The sequence below is a fragment of the Campylobacter sp. RKI_CA19_01121 genome (genome assembly GCF_025771295.1).
In the GTDB taxonomy this organism is placed as follows: domain Bacteria; phylum Campylobacterota; class Campylobacteria; order Campylobacterales; family Campylobacteraceae; genus Campylobacter_D.
Genome location: NZ_JAKMQA010000004.1, coordinates 78,361 through 97,723, shown reverse-complemented (window position 1 = coordinate 97,723; position 19,363 = coordinate 78,361). Strand labels below are relative to the sequence as shown.

General features: G+C 27.1%; 16 protein-coding genes. 5 read left to right on the top strand and 11 right to left on the bottom strand.

The annotated features are described in order from the left end of the window. Position 1: 1 nt before the first annotated feature. Genes L8T90_RS03010 through L8T90_RS02995 form a run of 4 tightly spaced genes read right to left on the bottom strand, consistent with a single transcriptional unit; the run spans position 2 to position 4,575 of the window. Positions 2-1,066, bottom strand: a complete 1,065-nt coding sequence (locus tag L8T90_RS03010) for a glycosyltransferase (protein WP_263736684.1) — start codon at positions 1,064-1,066, stop codon at positions 2-4. After that, positions 1,063-2,757 carry an ABC transporter ATP-binding protein gene (locus L8T90_RS03005; protein ID WP_263736683.1) on the bottom strand — a complete coding sequence of 565 codons (1,695 nt, stop codon included), beginning with the start codon at positions 2,755-2,757 and terminating at the stop codon, positions 1,063-1,065. The genes L8T90_RS03010 and L8T90_RS03005 overlap by 4 nt, the downstream gene beginning before the upstream one ends. Continuing rightward, a complete protein-coding gene (gene galE / locus L8T90_RS03000) occupies positions 2,751-3,737 on the bottom strand; it encodes a UDP-glucose 4-epimerase GalE (RefSeq protein WP_039626879.1) in 987 nt (328 codons plus the stop codon). The genes L8T90_RS03005 and galE overlap by 7 nt, the downstream gene beginning before the upstream one ends. A 58-nt stretch (positions 3,738-3,795) precedes the next feature. Beyond that, complete coding sequence (locus tag L8T90_RS02995) at positions 3,796-4,575, bottom strand: 3'-5' exonuclease (RefSeq protein ID WP_263736682.1); 780 nt, start codon at positions 4,573-4,575, stop codon at positions 3,796-3,798. A gap of 70 nt (positions 4,576-4,645) precedes the next feature. Here L8T90_RS02995 and waaC point away from each other — a divergent pair, with 70 nt between their 5' ends. From waaC to L8T90_RS02970, 5 genes are read left to right on the top strand one after another with little or no spacing between them, the layout of a single operon-like run. Further along, a complete protein-coding gene (gene waaC, locus L8T90_RS02990) occupies positions 4,646-5,686 on the top strand; it encodes a lipopolysaccharide heptosyltransferase I (protein WP_263736681.1) in 1,041 nt (346 codons plus the stop codon). Next, positions 5,683-6,555 (top strand): lipid A biosynthesis lauroyl acyltransferase, encoded by an 873-nt coding sequence (locus L8T90_RS02985; protein ID WP_263736680.1) that lies wholly within the window; start codon positions 5,683-5,685, stop codon positions 6,553-6,555. Before waaC ends, L8T90_RS02985 begins: the two co-directional genes overlap by 4 nt. An 8-nt stretch (positions 6,556-6,563) precedes the next feature. Continuing rightward, positions 6,564-8,111: a glycosyltransferase family 2 protein gene (locus tag L8T90_RS02980; RefSeq protein ID WP_263736679.1), complete on the top strand. Its 1,548-nt coding sequence runs from the start codon at positions 6,564-6,566 to the stop codon at positions 8,109-8,111. A gap of 3 nt (positions 8,112-8,114) precedes the next feature. Beyond that, on the top strand, positions 8,115-9,269 hold the full coding sequence (locus L8T90_RS02975; protein WP_263736678.1) for a glycosyltransferase family 2 protein: 1,155 nt from the start codon (positions 8,115-8,117) through the stop codon (positions 9,267-9,269). Positions 9,270-9,325: 56 nt separating this feature from the next. Further along, entirely contained in the window at positions 9,326-10,495 is a 1,170-nt protein-coding gene (locus tag L8T90_RS02970) for a glycosyltransferase family 2 protein (protein ID WP_263736677.1), read from the top strand. Here the strand turns inward: L8T90_RS02970 and L8T90_RS02965 are convergent. The 7 genes from L8T90_RS02965 to L8T90_RS02935 are packed head-to-tail and all read right to left on the bottom strand — an operon-like array spanning position 10,475 to position 19,336. Further along, positions 10,475-11,683: a glycosyltransferase family 2 protein gene (locus L8T90_RS02965; protein WP_263736676.1), complete on the bottom strand. Its 1,209-nt coding sequence runs from the start codon at positions 11,681-11,683 to the stop codon at positions 10,475-10,477. The genes L8T90_RS02970 and L8T90_RS02965 overlap by 21 nt on opposite strands. Continuing rightward, positions 11,683-13,635: a hypothetical protein gene (locus L8T90_RS02960; protein ID WP_263736675.1), complete on the bottom strand. Its 1,953-nt coding sequence runs from the start codon at positions 13,633-13,635 to the stop codon at positions 11,683-11,685. The genes L8T90_RS02965 and L8T90_RS02960 overlap by 1 nt, the downstream gene beginning before the upstream one ends. A gap of 1 nt (position 13,636) precedes the next feature. Beyond that, complete coding sequence (locus tag L8T90_RS02955; protein WP_263736674.1) at positions 13,637-14,791, bottom strand: polysaccharide pyruvyl transferase family protein; 1,155 nt, start codon at positions 14,789-14,791, stop codon at positions 13,637-13,639. 27 nt (positions 14,792-14,818) lie between these two features. Beyond that, a complete protein-coding gene (locus L8T90_RS02950) occupies positions 14,819-15,889 on the bottom strand; it encodes a GDP-L-fucose synthase family protein (protein ID WP_263736673.1) in 1,071 nt (356 codons plus the stop codon). Continuing rightward, a complete protein-coding gene (locus L8T90_RS02945) occupies positions 15,882-16,820 on the bottom strand; it encodes a hypothetical protein (RefSeq protein WP_263736672.1) in 939 nt (312 codons plus the stop codon). Before L8T90_RS02945 ends, L8T90_RS02950 begins: the two co-directional genes overlap by 8 nt. An 8-nt stretch (positions 16,821-16,828) precedes the next feature. Further along, on the bottom strand, positions 16,829-17,968 hold the full coding sequence (gene gmd / locus L8T90_RS02940; protein WP_263726864.1) for a GDP-mannose 4,6-dehydratase: 1,140 nt from the start codon (positions 17,966-17,968) through the stop codon (positions 16,829-16,831). Next, complete coding sequence (locus L8T90_RS02935) at positions 17,969-19,336, bottom strand: mannose-1-phosphate guanylyltransferase/mannose-6-phosphate isomerase (protein WP_263736671.1); 1,368 nt, start codon at positions 19,334-19,336, stop codon at positions 17,969-17,971. Positions 19,337-19,363 lie beyond the last annotated feature (27 nt).

The following is a 19,363-nucleotide window of genomic DNA, read 5'->3' as shown; positions in this document are numbered from 1 at the left end:
GTTAAACCCTTACTTCTTTGATCAAATCAATCCATTTTTGTGCTACATTGGCCACTTCATAATCTTTACATCGTTGCTGTGCATTAAGCGCTAGTGTTTTTCTTAAATTTTCATCTTGCATTAAAAGTGCGAGTTTTTCGCTTAAAGCTTTTTCATCATCTAAATCTACTAAAAATCCATCTTTTCCATTATCAATTAAATCTTTATGGCCGCTCGTGTATTTAGTGCTAATGCGTGCTACTTGATAATATAAACTTTCAAGTAAAACCGTTGGCAAGCCTTCTATGAAAGAGCAAAGGCAGATTATTTTTGCTTTTTTATAAAGATCTTGCATATTTTCAACTTTACCTAGAAAATTAACTTTGATATTTAAATTCTTGGCTTCTTGTTCTAAATCTTGTCTTAATTCTCCATCGCCTGCTATGAAAAAATTGTATTGATTTTGTAAATTTATATCTAGTCTTGCTATGGCTTTTAAAAACATAGAAGCATTTTTATTATGATCAAGTCTGCCTACGAAAATAACATTATTTTCTTTTTCTAAATTTTCTTTAATAGGGCTAAAATGACAAGGATTTGGCATATTGATAACTTTTTTAACAAAGTTTTCATAATAATTTTTATCATCATTACTTAGCACAGTTAGAGCATTTGCATGAGGAAAACTTATACGGCGTAAAAACTTCCAAATTTTAGATTTTAAATAAGTATAAGAGCTATGCTCGCTAATAATTAAAGGTGTATTTAAACCTTTATTTGCCCAAATGCAAGCAATATTAGTTGTATCTAAAAATGAGATAAAAACATCGCTTTTGTGGTCTTTAAGTGCTTGTTTTAAGGCTTTGAATTTTTTAATGCGTGAGGCCATTTTATTATAAAGAGTGGAAAAGTCAAACTGCTCTAGGGTAAAAAGTTTGATTTTTGGATCAATCTTGTAAAAAGAGTCTTCTTTGTGAAATTTAATAATATTTATTTCATGATTTTTGCAAAGCTCATTAGCTAAAGTGACCAATACTCTTTCAGCACCACCTGAATTTAAAGTAGCTATGATGAAAGTGATTTTCATACTTGTTCCTTTAAATGTCCATGTTTTACTTCAAATACTCTATCGCAACCTTGTATAGTTGAGAGCCTATGGGCTATGATGATGAGGGTTTTATCTTTTGAAATTTTATAGATTTCTTCCATGATTTTTGCTTCACTTTCTTGATCAAGAGCGCTAGTTGCTTCATCTAAAACTAAAATTTCAGGTTGTTGATAAAGCGCTCTTGCTATGGCTATTCTTTGTCTTTGGCCCCCACTTAAAAACGAACCTGAATCACCCACCTTAGTATGCACTCCATCTTCAAGTGAATTTACAAAGCTTTCAAGATTAGCTTGTTTGATTACCTTATACAAAAGTGCTTCATCCACTTCTTCTCCAAAGCTAATATTTTTAGCAATAGAATCATTGAAAAGATAAATTTGTTGAGGTATGTATCCAATTTTACTTCTAAAACTTTTTATATTGCTCTCATCAAGTTTAATTCCATCTACAAAAATAGCTCCATCACTTGGTTTTAAAAGCCCTATGATAAGATCAACTAAAGTACTTTTACCACTTCCACTTTTACCTATAAAAGCGATTTTTTCATTTTTCTTAAGCTCAAAATTTAAATTTTTAAATAAATTTTTCTTGCCCTTATAAGCAAAGAAAAGATTTTTCAAAACGATTTTTTCTTTAAATTTAATATTTTCATCGCCTAGTTTTTCTTCTTTTTCATTGAGCATATTATAAATAATATCTAAAGAGTTTTTATAATATGTGATTTCATTATAACTTGTGATGATACGATTAGCACTTGGCATAAGCCTATAAAGAGCCACCACAAAAATAGTAATAGTTGCTAAGATAGATGAAATATCACTTTCATATCTTAAAACTAAATATACTACAATAAAACAAAGCATACAAAAACCTATACCTTCAAGGTAAATTCTAGGAATGCTTGACATGCTTTCATTACTAATGTTTGCTTTGGCAAAAAGCCCGCTTTGAGTTTCATAAAGCTTTTGTGTGCTTTGTTCTTTGGTTTTGAGTTTGATGATTTTAAGGTTGTTTAAATTTGCATTTAAAATTTCAAAATAATTTTTCATCGCCTCTTCTCTAGCTATGGAAGCTTTTTTTACCAAGGGTGAGAGAATTTTAATCAAAATAAAAGCATTTAAAAGTAAAAAAGCACTTAAAGCTAGGGTGATTTTATAGTTGATAATTAGCAATAAAGTATAAAGTAAAAACACCACAAAGCTTTCACTTAGCATAAGTAAAAATGCACTAATTAAAGTGCTTAGATGAAATACTTCTTGAGTAATAGTTTTTAAAAGTTCTGATTGATTTTTATTAGTAAAATTTTCATATTCAAGATGTAAGTATTTATCAAAAATTCGACAAGCAAGGCTGTGATAACGCCCTTTAGAAAAACGCGCAAGCAAATGAAAATAAAAGGCATTTAAAAAGGCTCTAAAAATATAAAAGGCGATTAATATACAGCCAAAATAAGCAATAATCTTATAACTTGGTAAATTTAAATACTCATATATAGGTTGAAAATAAGAGCTTTTTTCTAAAAGCTCAAAATTACTCGCTACCGATACAAAGGGCATGATTAAAGAAATAGCAAAGCTTTCTATAAATCCTATAAAAATAGAAAAAATTAGTAAAGCAAATAAAAATTTCTTATCATGAGTATTGAGTATGAAAAAAAGTTTTTTTAACACTGTTTTTCCCACTCATAAGCACTTTTACAGATTAATTCTAAATCATCATATTTTGGTTTCCAATTAGTTAGAGTTTTGATTTTATCCGCATTTGAAATAAGCACAGAAGGATCCCCAGCTCTTTTTGGTGCAAGTTCTACTGTGAAATCTACTCCACTTACTTTTTTCATGGTTTCAATAACTTCTTTTACGCTAAAGCCATGCCCATAGCCTACATTGAAAATATTACTTTCATTGTTTTCTAGGTATTCTAAAGCAGCTAAATGCGCACTTGAAATATCATCAACATGGATAAAATCTCTAATACAAGTACCATCTTTAGTATTATAATCATCGCCAAAAATATAAAGTTTTTCTCTTTTTCCTGTGGCTACTTCAGCAGCAACCTTGATAAGTAAAGTAGCTTTTGGATAGCGTTGACCTATAGGATAGCTCATGCAAGCACCTGCTACATTGAAGTATCTTAAAATGCAGTATTTAAATTCAGGATTAGCCATATTAGCATCTTGTAAGACTTTTTCACTCATTAGTTTGCTTTGTCCATAAGGATTAATCGGTGCTAATGGACTTTGCTCATCTACAATAGGAGTTTGTGGTTCTCCATAAGTAGCTGCGGTTGAAGAAAAAATGAATTTTTTCACACCTGTTTCTAAACAAGTTTGGATTAGATTACTTGTATTTGCGGTATTGTTCATATAGTATTTTAAAGGATTTTCCATACTTTCAGGAACTTCAATGCTAGCTGCAAAATGCACAATTGCATCAAATTTTTCTTCTTTGAAAAGTTTTTTAATCCCAGCATAATCGCTTAAATCTTGCTCAAAAAACTTAAAAGGTCTGATTTTAGAAAGTTCATCTAAGCTTTTTTTACTGCCTTTTGAAAGATTATCTAATACACAAATTTCATGATTTGTTTCTAAAAATTGTTTTAAGGTATGAGAGCCTATGTATCCTGCGCCACCGGTGATTAAAATTTTCATTTTTATCCTTTTTGTGATATTTAATAATAGTTATTTTAATATACTTTTCTTAATTAATTTAAAACTTGTTCTTTTCTTTTTCTATGGCCTCTAAAAATGGCTTTTGGTAGCTTTTATCGCTATGTTTTTGCAAAAGCTCTTCTTTGAAATTTTCTAAAATATTAAGATAATCTTCTTGGGTTAAGTTGCCCTTGATGAGTTCGTATTTTAAAAATAGCATATAAGTGTTTAACACGTCACTTTCACAGTATTCGTGAATTTTTTCTAATTTGTTTTGATAAAAGAGTTCTAATACCTCATTTCCATGCACATCATACTTTCCAGGAAGTCCTGCCATAGCACAAAGTGTGTCAAGTCTTAAGCCTTTTTGGCCAAAACTTCCTAAAGATTCTAATAAATCACAATGTTTATTTTCTACAAATTTGCTTTTGTAGTTATTCCATTTATCGCTTGCATCTAAATAAGCACTTGCGTTGATATTGTATTTTAATGCTCTTATAATAAGCAAAGGCATGTCATAGCTTTTGCCATTAAAACTTACAAGGCGGGGTTGGTGCTTGTCTATGAAGTTAAAAAACTCTTCTAACATTTGCTTTTCATTTTCGCCCTTGATTTTATTAACTTTGATGAAATTTCCAAATTTATCTGCAATCACTGCACAAATGCTTACAACTTTATGAAAAGGCAGGGGTAAAAATTCACTTCCGCTTTCTTCTTTTTGTTTTTCTAAGGCTTGCTTGCTAATGCTTAAATCATCGCCATTAAAATCATAAAGATGTTTTATCAATTCTACATCAGGAATGCTCTCACAATCAAAAACGCAAATATATTCTTGCATGATAAACCTTTTTTTAAAAAAATCTTTGTTAAAATCATAACAGAAAATTTAAAATTAGGTTTAATATAAAATGAAAATAGCAATTGTAAGACTTTCTGCTTTGGGTGATATTATTCAATCTGCGATCGTTTTGCAGTTTATTAAAAAAATAAACAAAAATATTGAAATTCATTGGTTTGTCGATAAAAGATTTGCTAATTTATTACAAGATCATCCTTTGATAGATGAACTTTATGTGTTACCTTTAAAAGATAAAAAATTCAAAGAAACCTTTGCGATCCTTTTTGAAGCCAGGCAAAATAAATATGATGTTGTGATTGACTTGCAAGGTTTGATTAAATCAGCTGTGGTCAGTAGAATTTTAGGCTCTAATGTTTTTGGTTTTGATAAAAATGGTTTAAGGGAAACTTTTGCACATAATTTTTATAGCCAAAAATTTGATGCAAGTTATAATGAAAATGTGTACATTCGGTATTTATCTCTTGTGCACTATGCTTTTAATGAAGAATTTGATTATAAAGAAATTTATCATAAACAAGCAGTTTTTCCTTTGGATGAGGAAATTAAAGATGAATTGATTCAAAGAATTGATTTTAATCAAAATTTAAAAAATGTATTAATCCATGTTGGTTCCGCAGAAGATAATAAAATATATTCTATAACGAAAATGGCATTATTGTGTAAAATGCTTGTGAATGCTTTTTCAGAAATTAATATTTATCTTTGTTGGGGCAATCAAAAAGAATATTACTTATCACAGGAATTAATTCAATTAAGTCAAATTGTTAATTCTTCAACTCAAACATTAATTCAACTACCAAAATTATCTTTAAAAGAATTAATATGCATGACAAAGATAAGTGATTTGGTTATAGGTAATGATAGTGGACCTACTCATTTAGCTTTTGCACTAAACAAGCCTTCTATAACTATATTTGGTGCTACATGGGATAGTCGTGTGTGCATTGAAACTCAGATTAATAAAGCTATAAGTGCGGGCAAAAAATTTGATACTAATGTTAAATTCAAATTTGATAGAAGTGATTTTTGCATACAAAATATCGATGAAAAAGATATTTTTAAACTAGCTTGTGAGCTTTTAGAAAAATGATAAATTATGTATATCTAAGCCTTTTTTATATACTAAAAGTTCTTGTGAAGATTTTACCTTCAAAGCTTTTAAACTCTTTTGCAAATTTGGTTGCTTTGATCACTTATAGGCTTAATCACAAACACCGCAAAATCATTGATACAAACTTAAAAATTTGCTTTCCTGAAAAAGATCAAAAATGGCGCGATGAAACTAGTCTTAATATCTATAAAAATTTTGCTAAATTTGGGATTGATTTTATCAAAAATCAAAATGCAAGCAAAGAAGAAATCATCAATAAAATTTGCTTTGATGATGAGGAGCAAATTTTAAATATAATGCAAAGTAAAAGACCCTTGATCGTAACTACGGCTCATTATGGTAACTGGGAACTTTTGGCTTTATCTTTTGGAGCTAAATTTCAAGGAATTTCCATAGTTGGAAGAGCGCTTGATAGTGTGATAATGGATAAAATTTTAAGTAAAAATCGCACGCAATTTAACATAGAACTTATAGAAAAAAAGGGTGGTCTTAAAAAAATGCTAAAAGCCTTAAAAGAAGGTAGATCACTTGGAATTTTAACCGATCAAGATGCGGTAGATGGTGAAAGTATAAAAATACAATATTTTAATCAAGAAGTGAATTTTATAGCAGGTGCAAGTGTGCTTGCTAAAAAAACAAATGCTATGATTTTACCTTGTTTTGTGTATCAAAAAGATGAGAAATTTTTTGTAAAAACTTTTAAGGCTTTAGACGCAAGTAAAGCAAGTATAGAAGAGCTTACTAAGTATCAAGCAAAGTGTTGTGAAGAGGTGATTAAATTTAAACCTGATGAGTATTTTTTCTTTCATAAGAGATTTAAAAGATACAATCATGAGTTGTATTTATAGGATATAAAATGGATTTAAAGCAAATTAGTGTGATAATGATTGTTAAAAATGCTCAAAAAACCTTAAAGGCTTGCTTGGAATCTTTGCAAGAATTTGGCGAGATAGTTTTGATAGAAAATGATAGCAATGATGATACTTTAAAAATTGCTTATGAGTTTAGTAAAAGTTATAAAAATATCAAGATTTACCAGCATAAATTTATAGGTTTTGGGCCTTTGAAAAATTTAGCCATAAGTTATACTAGTAATGATTGGATTTTTAATGTTGACGCAGATGAGCTTGCTAAGAAAGAATTTTTACAAGAGTTAGGGCAAATCGAGCCTAATAAAGAAGATATCATAGCTTTGCCAAGAGAAAATTTATACAATGGAGAGTGGATTAAAGCTTGTGGGTGGTGGCCTGATTATGTAATGCGAGTGTTTAATAAAACCCATACTAGTTTTAATGAAAATTTAGTACATGAGAGTTTGATTTTACATGAAGATAGCAAAAAGATTAAGTTGCAAAATGGTTTGAGGCATTTTGCTTTTGAAGATATCGATAGTTTGTTAGATAAACTTCAAAAATACTCTAAACTTTGGGCTTTGCAAAATTTACACAAAGAAAGTAGCATTTGCAAGGCATTGCTAAGAGGAATTTGGACTTTTTTTAGAAATTATGTTTTGAAAAAAGGGATTTTTTATGGTTATAAAGGCTTTATTATAAGTACTTGTAATGGTCTTGGAGCTTTTTTTAAATATATGAAATTATATGAGTTAAAAAAACAAAAGCCAAAAACTTGTGCTTTAATCATCACAACCTATAATCAAAAAGAAAGGCTTGCTTTGGTGCTTGATAGCGTTAAAAATTTAGAGCCTTTACCAGATGAGGTTTTAATAGCTGATGATGGAAGCAGGGAAGATACGGCTAAACTTATACAAGCTTATCAAAAAGATTTTCCTTGCAAGTTAGAGCATATTTGGCAAGAAGATGAGGGGTTTCGTGCTGCGGCAAGTCGCAATAAGGCAATTAATGCTTCTAATAGTGAATATATTGTTTTAATTGATGGGGATATGATTTTAGAAAAAAACTTCATTAGTGATCATTTAAAATTTGCTAGTTTAAAGACTATTTTGCAAGGATCAAGAACTATTTTAAATGAAAATGAAAGCAAAGAACTTTTAAGAAAAAATGATTTTAGTTTGGCATTTGACAAAAAAGGTTTTAAAAATCAAAGAAATATTTTTTTAGCTAAATGTATATATAAATTTTCAAAACTAACTAAGAAATTTTTTAAAAAATCACAACTTGTTAAAGGTAGTAAAACTTGCAATATGAGTTTTTATAAAAGTGATTTTGAAGCCATTGAGGGATTTAATGAAAAATTTATAGGTTGGGGCAGGGAAGATAGTGAGTTTGTAGCTAGATTTTTATTTAATGATGGAGTGTTTAAAAGACTTAAATTTAATGCTTTAGCTTATCATATCTATCATGAAGAAAATAGCAAAAATATGCTTGAAATTAATCATCAAATTTATCTTGAAACTATAAAAAATAAAAAAATAACTTGGAGATAAAGCATGAAAAAAGTAGGCGTAGTAATCCCCATATACAATGTAGAAAAATATCTAAAAGAATGTTTAGATAGTGTAATCAATCAAACTTATACTAACTTAGAAATCATACTAGTAAATGATGGTAGCACAGATGAAAACTCACTTAATATTGCAAAAGAATATACCCTAAAAGATAAAAGAATCACTCTTTTTGATAAAAAAAATGGTGGTTTAAGCTCTGCTAGAAATGTGGGTATAGAATTTTTTTATGGTGAATATAAAACACAATATATTGAAAAAGAAAATGAATTAAATATTTTTAAGATTACTGGCAATAACCCACAAAATATTTATAAAATTTATAAGTACAAAAATACTTTAATTGATGATAAATTAGAAATTCCAAAGATTGATTATATTATCTTTTTAGATTCTGATAATTATTGGGAGTTAAACTGCATAGAAGAGTGCGTTGCAAGAATGCAAAATGTAGATGTATTGTTATTTGATTATAAATGTGTTTATGAAGATGGGATTAAAGATAAAGGAAAAGAAACGAGATTTCAAAAATTTTCTTACAATGATGAATGTATTATTAGTCCAAAAGAATATGCGCAAAGAGCAGAAGACGTTGGTATGAGAGATATTTCTTTTGGTGTTATGGGGATGATAGATTTTGACTTTTTAAGGTCTATAAAATTAAAGTTTATTAATTATGTCATCAATGAGGATATACATTTTGGTATGGTTTTATTTGCTTGTGCTAAGTCTATTTGTATTTTGCCTAAACCATTATATATTTGTATTTTAAGATCTAATAGTATATCCAATCATGATAAAAAAATTACAAAAGCAAATGTATCAGAGTACTTTAAAGATTTATATGAATTTTTTGGTGAAAATGCTAAAGAGGCAAAAAACTATTTAAAAGCAGCAAGTAGGATGATAACAGCTTTAGAATTAATAGATTTTTTTAAAGATCAAAAGAGTGAAAACGCATTGGCTATAAAAGAGATATTTTTGCCTTTTTATGTAAAAAAAGCTTTGATGATTAAAAAATTTAAAAAAGATCCTTTAAATTTAAAGGAAAAATTACCTATTATAAAGCCGTATGTTAAAACAAGACTCCCTTATGACCTTTGGAAGTTTTGGCAAAAAGTAAAAAAGTTTTTTAAATAATTTAATGTTTCATCTTGAAACTATAAAAAATAAAAAAATAACTTGGAGATAAAGGTATGAAAAAAGTAGGCGTAGTAATCCCCATATACAATGTAGAAAAATATCTAAAAGAATGTTTGGATAGTGTAATCAATCAAACTTATACTAATCTAGAAATCATACTTGTAAATGATGGTAGTACAGATGAAAACTCACTCAATATTGCAAAAGAATATACTCTAAAAGATAAAAGAATCACTCTTTTTGATAAAAAAAATGGTGGACAAAGTACAGCTAGAAATGTAGGTATAGAATATTTTAGCGGAGAATATAAACTCAAAAATAAAACTCAAACTATAAAAGAAAATTCTTTAATAGAATTTAATATAGAAGGTAATAATCCTTATGAAATATATACTGTATATAAAAGCTATAAAGCTTTTAATGATGAACAAGATTTAACCAACTTTACTTATCCTATTATAGATTATATTATCTTTTTAGATTCTGATGATTATTGGGAATTAAACTGCATAGAAGAATGTGTACCTAGAATGGATGGGGTAGAAGTGGTGTGGTTTGATATGATTGAATATCATGAAATTAATAATATTAATCGAAAACAGTATTCAAGATTAAAAAAAATGAATATAAGAAATGAATGTAAAATAAATTCTTATATATGGGCTAAGTATTTAGTAAAAAGCACTATGAAAGATTTTGCTTTTGTATGTACAGGAATGATAAATTTTAATTATATAAAAAATAAAAAAATAAAATTTAAAGATTATATTTTTGCAGAAGATCATTTATTTGGAATTTTGCTTTTTTCTCAAGCCGAAAGTATTTATGTTTATCCTAAAGTTTTCTATAATTATAGAATTAGGCAAAATTCATCAACAAATCAAGACAAAAAAATTACCAAAGATAGTATTCATCCTTATTTTAAAGATATATTTATTGCTTTTGATGAGAATGCGAATACGGCAAAAGAGTATTTTAAATATTCTAGTTGGGTTATGATATCTTTAGAGTTAACTAAGTTTATAGATAGCTACCAAGACAGAGAAATTTCTTTAGCATTAAAAAGATCAATATTATATTTTTATATAAAAAATGCATTTAAGATAAAAAAATTTAGTAAAGACCCACTGTGTGTTCAGAGAAAACTTAATGATTTGAAATCTTATAAGATATCAAAGATTCGATATAAAATATTTAGATTATTATCGAGTTTTATTAAATAATGAGATTATTTTTTTTGGATGTCTAATGTATAATCTAATTATGTAATATAGTTTATATAATTCAACAAATTTTAAGTACTTATATAGATTCTCACGGATTTTTAGAGGATCTTTTGTAATTTTCTTTTGCGCTATAGAGTACAAATAACTTTTCGATGATTTTTTTAAAAAAGAAGTTTGATTGTCAAATTTTTGTATTTTTAAAAAAATAACTAGTAGGCAGTATAGGTGAAAATATTCTCTAAGCTCTTTATAATCGCTAAAATGTTCTTTGAGCGGTTCTAGATATTTAGGTAATTTTTGTGGTATTAAGGTATTTTGGATATTTGTTATGGAACCTTTTCTAATTCTATATATCATTAAGGTTGTATTGATATAAAAAACTTTTTTAGCCAAGCAAAACAATATAGTTCCAAAATCATGATCTTCATGATAAATTCCATGAGTGAAACGAAGATTATATTGATTTAAAATTTTAGCTTTAAAAGTTCCTTGCCAAGCAAAATAAAACTGAAAAAAGTTATTTTCTTGCAATAGTTCTATACCGGTATTAAAAAATATTTTTTTACTTTTTTGCATTAGGTCTGTTGATGGTTTTTTTAAAAAACAAGAATTTTCTTCATGATATTCTTCAAACCCATGCGCACAAATATCCAAATCTTTTTCAATCATTTCTTTCACGCAAAGCTCAATACAATCATTTAAAAAATAATCATCTGAATCTAAAAAGTGAATTATAGAATTTGGTAGCTCTTGCACTAATAAATCATTTATATTTTCTATATTTGTTTTTATGTATCTTTTTTGAATAGGTATAAAATTTGATTTTATAGTTTCTTTGTTAATTGTTTTTGTATTTTTGTCAAAGGTATGAGTTGAGGTAAAAGAGATTATATCTTGTTCTTTCTCATCTTCAAAAAAGCTTCTAAGTTTAGTTCCTTTTATAAATTCTAATCCCATATTTCTTGCCGAACTTAATCCTCCATTTTCCTTAGAGATTAAAAATATTCTTTCATCTTTATTAAGATATTCTAAAGCTATATCTAAGCTTCCATCATCACTTCCATCATCTACTAAAACAATATCTAAATATTTATAGCTTTGATTGATAACGCTATCTAGACATTCTTTTAAGTATGGTGCTACATTGTAAATTGGTATGATAATAGATATTAAAGGATTATTCATTAAAAATTTTTACCTCTCAGTTCTTTTTTTAATTTTAATATTTTTAAAATATTTCTTACTAAAACTTTAAGTGATAATTTTAAATAGATGTTTATTAGTAAATTGCCTACCTGTATAGCATAATATTCTTTCGTATGTTGGAAATACGGAAAGACTATAGTCTTATCGTTATATATGAGAGATTTTTTATGCTTCCTGTTTTGAAAGATTGTAATTGTGATAATTTTATAAATTATTTTTAAATAACTTGTGTTATTTATGATGATACTTCCTATTTTATAGGATAAGTTGTTTTTAAGCTCATTTCTGATAATGTGATATTGTTTGATTATATATTTATTTTTATTATTAAGTAAAAATGAAAAATCTATTTGGTTATTGCGTTGTAATAGATAAGATGTGTATAATGCATAATATATATAATTTTTTTTAAATTTAAAATAAATACTTAAAAAATAACAAACATATAAATACTTTGAAAAATTAAAATAGATATTTTTTACTATTAAATGCTCTGCCCATAATTTAATTGTTAACTTAAAATTTTCTTTTTGGTGTATTTGTTTGATCGTAATTTCAGCTTCTGCATATTTTTTGATGGAGATTAGGTGTTGAATTTTTAATATATAAAGTATCATGTTGTTCGAATCATTTTTAATTGCTTCTTCAAGTATATTAATTAAATACAACTCATTCATTTTTAGCTTTTTTGCAGAAGTGTATAGGCAAAACAGTGAAAAAGATAATTGTAATGGATGATTCTTATTCATTGCAATGTTATCTTTGATTATATTGTATTTTTGTTTCTCAGAAAATATATTTTTCCAATTATTAGGCTCTCTAGCATTCCCTATTAAACTTGCCAATCTGGCAAAACCAGAAGTAGAATAAATATTTTTACATTGAGACATTAATATAATCTCATAGATCGCAATATGTTTATTATTTATATTATGAGGAATAAAGTCGCGAGCAAAAAAGATTTTTTTTCTTGATTTATTTTGGTTTGTATTAAATAAGTTATTTAATATGTCTTGGTCTTCTCCAAAAAGTAGTATATTTTTAGTTTTTATTTTTTTTATGAGCTCCAGTGCTATCTCAAATGGCATAGCTTTCTCGTAATATAAAAAATAGCGAAATCTTTCTTTGCTATAAATAATATCACCACTTCTTATGTGTAGTGCGGTAATATCCTTAGGAATATATTTTGAAAAAATTAATCGAGCCGTTCTTATCGTTTTCTTGATATTTTTAGAAAAATCTATTTGATTAAATAATTTTTTGCATTCTTGATAAAATTTTTTTGGCTTTAAAAAAATGTAGTGGTTTGTATTATATCCGTAATAATAATCAAATGGATTTTTTTGGTAATCGTTAAATGTTTTTTTGAGTGAAAAAAAAGTATCATTTAAAATTACATCTTTACAATTGTTTGTGTATGAGTATTTGTTAATAAAATGCTTCGAAAAAATATTATTCTCTTTCTCTATATTGAAAAAATCATTGTCTAATTGATTCCATATGAAGCCAAATTTAAATTTCGTATGTTTTGCTAAATACATTGCATTTAGTAGAGGTATGATTCTATCGCCCCAACCTCCTTGCCAAGTAGATAAAAATATGCCACAGTATTTCCGACTATAGATATCAATGATAAAATTTGAATAGTGTAAAAATTTTATAAATTTAACAGGAGTATTTTTATATAAATAAAATACAATTGTATTAAGAGTGTCATGTTTTTTTTCAATTGATGCTTTAATGAAATTATTTCCATCTATTGATAATAAAAAACATGGGGTATTAATCGTAATTGAATCAAGGCAAAAAAGCTTAATAACTTCTAAGTTATAAATATTATCTAGTTCTATTATATAATATTCATTTTGTTTAAAAATATTTTTCTCTGTTCCGGAAAAAATTTTATTTAAATCACTATCTTTCCATATCACGTTAATTTGATTTCCATGTTTCTATTATATTTCTGATATACGCAAGTTCTTGTTCGTTAACTTCTTTGCCCATTGTTTTTAATATTGAAAGTTCTAAATTTTTCAGCATATAGTGTTTCAAATCTTCTATATGTGGTATTTCTGGATAAAAATTTATTTGGCGATTTTTGATATCATCGAGCGTATAAATCGTAACAATTCCATCTAATGCAGAAAATCTAGTCATTTGCTCTTCTTTGTTGTTGCTTATTAGTATTGTAGGGATGCCCATAGCTATGCAAGGAGAAGCGCAGTGTAGAGCAGTAGTTATGACAAGTTTCGCTTCATTTTTATATAGATTTAGTAATTTTTCTGCTTTTTGATAGTAAAAATTCCAATTTTTTTCTAAATCATATTTTCCATCAAACACTTCTTTTTGTTGTACTGTAATTCCTTTTTCTTGTATATTCTTAGGTATATATTTTAATATATCGTCTGTTAAATCTACAAAAAATATTTTGTCATATTTTTTTTGTTCGTTTCTTTTGGGTAAAGTTAAAGTTAAGCATCTTGACAAGTAAGGATTAATATCAATTCCTTTTTGCTTTTTTGATTTTAAATATTGAAGAGTAAATAAATCTCTACATCCTATATCAACACCTTTAAAAGGAAAAATATTTTTGTATTTTTCAATTTTATCAAAATATGCTTGAATATTTTTTGTAAAATGTGTTCCTATAAATATTGGTGTATTTGTTTTATTTGGAATAAAATTAATAGAATGGGCAAACCAACCTTGCATAATAATATTGCTATTAAAAATATCTACTAAATTATCTCTATCATGGAAAAGATGATTGTTATATCCAATTTTATTTAGAATTTTTTTTGTAGCTATGGTTTGAATATAGTCACCTAGATTGCAAGAAAAGTTATCAACATTAAAATCATTATTTTTATACGAGTAGTTGAATAAAACCCAAGGTTTATTAACACTAGGAACGCTTGAGTTTTCAATAAGAGTGCAATTATTTGTATTTTCTTGGTAAATTTTTTTATTTAACTCTAACTGTTTTCTATATTTTTTTAATTTTATTATTGCCTGCTGATGTAAAAATATGCTTTTTATATAATATATTATAATTTTTATTTTCAATAAAGTATTTTCATATAACATGAATAAGCCTTTTTTGAAAGAAGTATATCATATTTTGTTATATCTGTATAATTTTTTACTTTTCCTATACCACTCCAACATACTTTTAATCCCTTCTTCTAAAGAAGTCTTGTGTTTCCATCCTAGTTTATGAAGTTTACTAGGATTGGTTAGTTTTATCATAGTTCCATCAGGTTTTTGAGTATTAAAATATAATTCCCCTTTAAAACCTACGATATCTTTTATAAGATATGCAAGCTCTTTTATGCTTACATCTATTCCTGTACCTATGTTTATATGGGTATTTTTAATCTCTTTTTTATCGCTTATAAGATCTTTAAAATTTATATTTTCCATGATAAATACACACGCATCGGCCATATCTTCATTATATAAAAATTCTCTTCTTGCTTGACCACTACCCCAAATTTCAACTTTATCTTTATAAATTCCAAAATTTTCTAAATAATTTTTAGCTTGATTGATATCTTGTATGTTTAAGTCTTTTAAAACTTCTTGCATATTATCATCACTTAAAAGTTTAGCTAGATATATTTTTCTAAGTAATGCAGGTAAAACATGGGATGTTTCAAGGTTAAAATTGTCATTTTTGCCATATAAATTTGTAGGCATTACACTGATAAAATTGGTGCTGTATTGTAAATTGTAACTTTCGCACATTTTCATACCAGCTATTTTAGCTATAGCATAAGGTTCATTGGTGTATTCTAATTCGCTAGTTAAAAGCACTTCTTCATCCATGGGTTGAGGTGCACTTTTTGGATAAATACAAGTAGAACCTAAAAATAGCAATTTTTTTACTTTATTTAGATAAGAATAATGAATGATATTGTTTTGAATTTGAAGGTTTTCATAAATAAAATCGGCTCTATAGGTATTGTTAGCTAATATACCTCCTACTTTTGCAGCTGCTAAAAAAACATATTCTATGTTTTCTTTTTCAAAAAAATTTTTTACTGCTTGTTGATTTAATAAATCAAGTTCTTTTCTGTCTTTATAAATTAAATTATTATAACCTTTATCTTGTAAATTTTTTAATATAGCTGAGCCAACTAAACCTTTATGACCTGCTATGAAAATTTTGGATGTTTTATTCATTGCTATCATCTTCAAACTCAAATTTTAAAGGAATTTCAGGATTTGAAGGCCAGGATGGATAGTCTAATTCAGTTATACCAATTGTTTTATAGTTATATTTAATGTTGGTTTTATCTAAATCTTTTTTTCTTATATAGCTGACTTCTAAAGTAGTACTAAAAAATAAGCCATTAGAGTAGAATATTTTTCCATGGTTGTTTAGGTGCACATGAAAAGGGTAGTAATATTGATTTATTTTTTTTAAGAGAGATTTTCTTTTTTCAAAACCTACTTGTTCCTCAGGATTGCATCCGTGAAATTCAAATATAACTTGTTTAAAATAATCGTTAAATAATCCTATATTTATACTATTAAGCATATCCCATTCTGAATTTTCAATATCACATTGGAGAATATTCATATCTTTTTTATTTAAGTTATTATCTTCTATAACTTTTTCAATATTTATGTATTCACCTTCATTTTTTATACCTATAAATTTTTTATGAAAAGTTATATTTTTATGTTGATATGGACTTTGCTTTATGCTAGCATCATATTCGATCACTTTAAATCCTCTATCAGCCATATCTAAATCCCATGGTGAAGATTCTGAAACACCTAAAGATATAGCTTTGTTATTTAGAGGATTATTTAATTCATTGTTTTTATTATACATTATATAACCACCATCAGTATGACCACCAATGCGAATTAGATCTTCTTGTGGAATATCAAGTGGTTGTAAAACTTTTAAGTATGCTTTAATATTTTCGTAACACTGCTTGTTGTTATTAATTCTTATGAAATTTCTATCTCTATCTTGTAGCAATAATAGTAATATTTCTTTATCTTTTTGATTTTTAAAATCCAAATTTGAAATAATATTTGACATTAATAATTGATATTTTAATTGGTTATTTAGTTTTAGTTCTTTTAATAAATCTTGCATTTTATTTCCTATTCATAATATCTCATTATTTTATATCCACCTTGCTTAAGATAGACATCTTTATTCATAAGTTTTAAATCACTTTCCATCATATCATCAACTAAATTTTTAAGATCATATTCTCTATTCCAGCCTAGTTCTTTTTCAGCCTTAGAAGGATCGCCCAAAAGCAAATCAACTTCAGTAGGTCTAAAATATCTAGGATTTACTTTTACTACCACTTGACCTTTTTGAAGATGGTTAAAATTTAAAGAAAGCTCTTTAGCTCTTTGTTGGTCAAAATCTTCTATAAAACCTTCTTCATCCACTCCGCTTCCTTTAAAATTTAATTTTATCCCACAGTATTCAAAGGCAAGCTTCACAAAGTCTCTTACTGTAGTAGTTTTTCCAGTAGCTATAACCCAATCATCGGCCTTTTTATGTTGAAGTATCATCCACATCATTTTTACATAATCTTTTGCATGACCCCAATCCCTTTTAGCATCTAAATTACCAAGATAAAGTATATCATCTAAATTTAAGACTATTTTTGCAGCCGCGCGGGTGATTTTTCTAGTTACAAATGTTTCACCTCTAATAGGACTTTCATGATTAAATAAAATTCCATTACATGCAAACATATTATAAGCTTCTCTATAATTTACTGTAATCCAATATGCATACATTTTTGCTACCGCATAAGGACTTCTTGGATAAAATGGGGTTTTTTCACTTTGTGGGGTTTCTTGCACTTTTCCAAAAAGCTCTGAAGTAGAGGCTTGATAAATTTTAGTTTTTTGAGTTAGATTTAAAAATCTTACTGCATCAAGTATTCTAAGCGTACCTATACCATCAGCATTTGCTGTGTATTCAGGTGTCTCAAAGCTAACATGTACATGACTCATAGCGGCAAGATTATAAATCTCATCAGGTTTAATCTCAGCTATTATTCTAGTTAAATTCATAGAATCAGTCATATCACCATAGTGTAAATAAAAATCATTTTTTTTGCCATGATGACCTTCAAATAAATGATCTATTCTATCTGTGTTAAATAAAGAAGATCTTCTTTTTATGCCATGTACTTCATAACCTTTATTGAGTAAAAATTCAGACAAATAAGCTCCATCTTGTCCAGTAACTCCAGTTATTAACGCCACTTTTTTCATTTATATCCTTTTATAATCATCTTCTAATCTTACTATATCATCTTCACCAGTGTATTCGCCCACTTGAGCTTCTATAATTACAACAGGAATTTTGCCATAATTACTTAAACGATGTTTTTGCCCCATTTTTATATAGATTGACTCATTAGGTCTTACTAAATTTTCCACTCCATCTATTTCTACAGTTGCTGTACCGCTTAAAACTATCCAATGTTCGTTTCTGTGAAAATGTTTTTGCAAGGAAAGTCGTTTTCCAGGTTTAACTTCTATACGTTTGATTTTATATCCTTTTTCATCTTCAAGTATAGTAAAACTTCCCCAAGGTCTATGCGTGCAAAGATGATTTTTACTTAGATTTTCATTTTCTTGAATAGTTTCATAAATTTGCTTTACTTTTTGAGAGGATGATTTTTTGCTAATTAAAAGTGCATCTTGAGTATCTATGATAAATATATCATCAAGATCAATTGTAGCTATAAATTTCTTTTGATCGCTTGCATAGCAAAAGATATTATTAGAATCTAAAAATTTGGTATTAACATTAGAATAATTATTACCATTATTAAACTCTTTAGCTAAGCTTTCAAAGCTTCCTACATCACTCCAAGAAATGTTACTAGGTATCACTTTTACTTTGTTTGATTTTTCCATCAAGGCATAATCTATGCTTAGTTCTGGAATTTTCTCCATGTCTGCTGATTTGATTTTGATAAAATCATTTTGTATTAAAGCATTTTTATGCGCTTTTAAACAAAAATCATATATTTCTTTTGCATAAGTTTGCATTTGCTCTAAGAAAAAACCAACTTTAAACATAAACATACCAGAATTCCATGAATAATTTCCATCTTCTAAAAATTCTTCAGCTTTTTTTAAATTTGGTTTTTCTATAAAAGCTTCAGCATCATAAGTATTTTTGGATTTAATATAGCCATATCCAGTATGTGGATTATCGGGTTTTATACCAAAAGTGACAAGATAATTATTATTTGCAAATTCTATAGCTTTAGCTATTGCTTCTTGATATGCTTTTTTATTTTTGATTAAGTGGTCACTTGGTGTAATTAAAACTATTTCTTCTTTAGATAAAGATAAGCAAGCTAAAGTAATAGCTGCTGCGGTATTTTTTGCTAGTGGTTCTAAAATAAATCTAGTTTTACTTGTGTTTGAAATTTGATCAAGAGCTAGGAAATACTGTTCTTCGTTGCATACTATTAAAGTATTAGAGCAAAATTTGGAATTTCTTTGTAGGGCTAGTTCAAATAAAGATTTATCATCAAATAATTTCAAAAATTGTTTTGGCATTAGTGTTCTACTAAGTGGCCAAAGTCTTGTACCACTACCACCACAAAGAAGGATATTAGTCATTTTTCAATTCTTTTCTTTCATAAATAA

Excerpts from the sequence above, each read along its gene's own strand:
- L8T90_RS03010 (WP_263736684.1), bottom strand. The coding sequence starts at position 1,066 with ATGAAAATCACTTTCATCATAGCTACTTTAAATTCAGGTGGTGCTGAA.
- galE (WP_039626879.1), bottom strand. The coding sequence starts at position 3,737 with ATGAAAATTTTAATCACCGGTGGCGCAGGATACATAGGCTCTCATACC.
- L8T90_RS02995 (WP_263736682.1), bottom strand. The coding sequence starts at position 4,575 with ATGCAAGAATATATTTGCGTTTTTGATTGTGAGAGCATTCCTGATGTA.
- waaC (WP_263736681.1), top strand. The coding sequence starts at position 4,646 with ATGAAAATAGCAATTGTAAGACTTTCTGCTTTGGGTGATATTATTCAA.
- L8T90_RS02985 (WP_263736680.1), top strand. The coding sequence starts at position 5,683 with ATGATAAATTATGTATATCTAAGCCTTTTTTATATACTAAAAGTTCTT.
- L8T90_RS02980 (WP_263736679.1), top strand. The coding sequence starts at position 6,564 with ATGGATTTAAAGCAAATTAGTGTGATAATGATTGTTAAAAATGCTCAA.
- L8T90_RS02975 (WP_263736678.1), top strand. The coding sequence starts at position 8,115 with ATGAAAAAAGTAGGCGTAGTAATCCCCATATACAATGTAGAAAAATAT.
- L8T90_RS02970 (WP_263736677.1), top strand. The coding sequence starts at position 9,326 with ATGAAAAAAGTAGGCGTAGTAATCCCCATATACAATGTAGAAAAATAT.
- L8T90_RS02965 (WP_263736676.1), bottom strand. The coding sequence starts at position 11,683 with ATGAATAATCCTTTAATATCTATTATCATACCAATTTACAATGTAGCA.
- L8T90_RS02955 (WP_263736674.1), bottom strand. The coding sequence starts at position 14,791 with ATGTTATATGAAAATACTTTATTGAAAATAAAAATTATAATATATTAT.
- L8T90_RS02950 (WP_263736673.1), bottom strand. The coding sequence starts at position 15,889 with ATGAATAAAACATCCAAAATTTTCATAGCAGGTCATAAAGGTTTAGTT.
- L8T90_RS02945 (WP_263736672.1), bottom strand. The coding sequence starts at position 16,820 with ATGCAAGATTTATTAAAAGAACTAAAACTAAATAACCAATTAAAATAT.
- gmd (WP_263726864.1), bottom strand. The coding sequence starts at position 17,968 with ATGAAAAAAGTGGCGTTAATAACTGGAGTTACTGGACAAGATGGAGCT.
- L8T90_RS02935 (WP_263736671.1), bottom strand. The coding sequence starts at position 19,336 with ATGACTAATATCCTTCTTTGTGGTGGTAGTGGTACAAGACTTTGGCCA.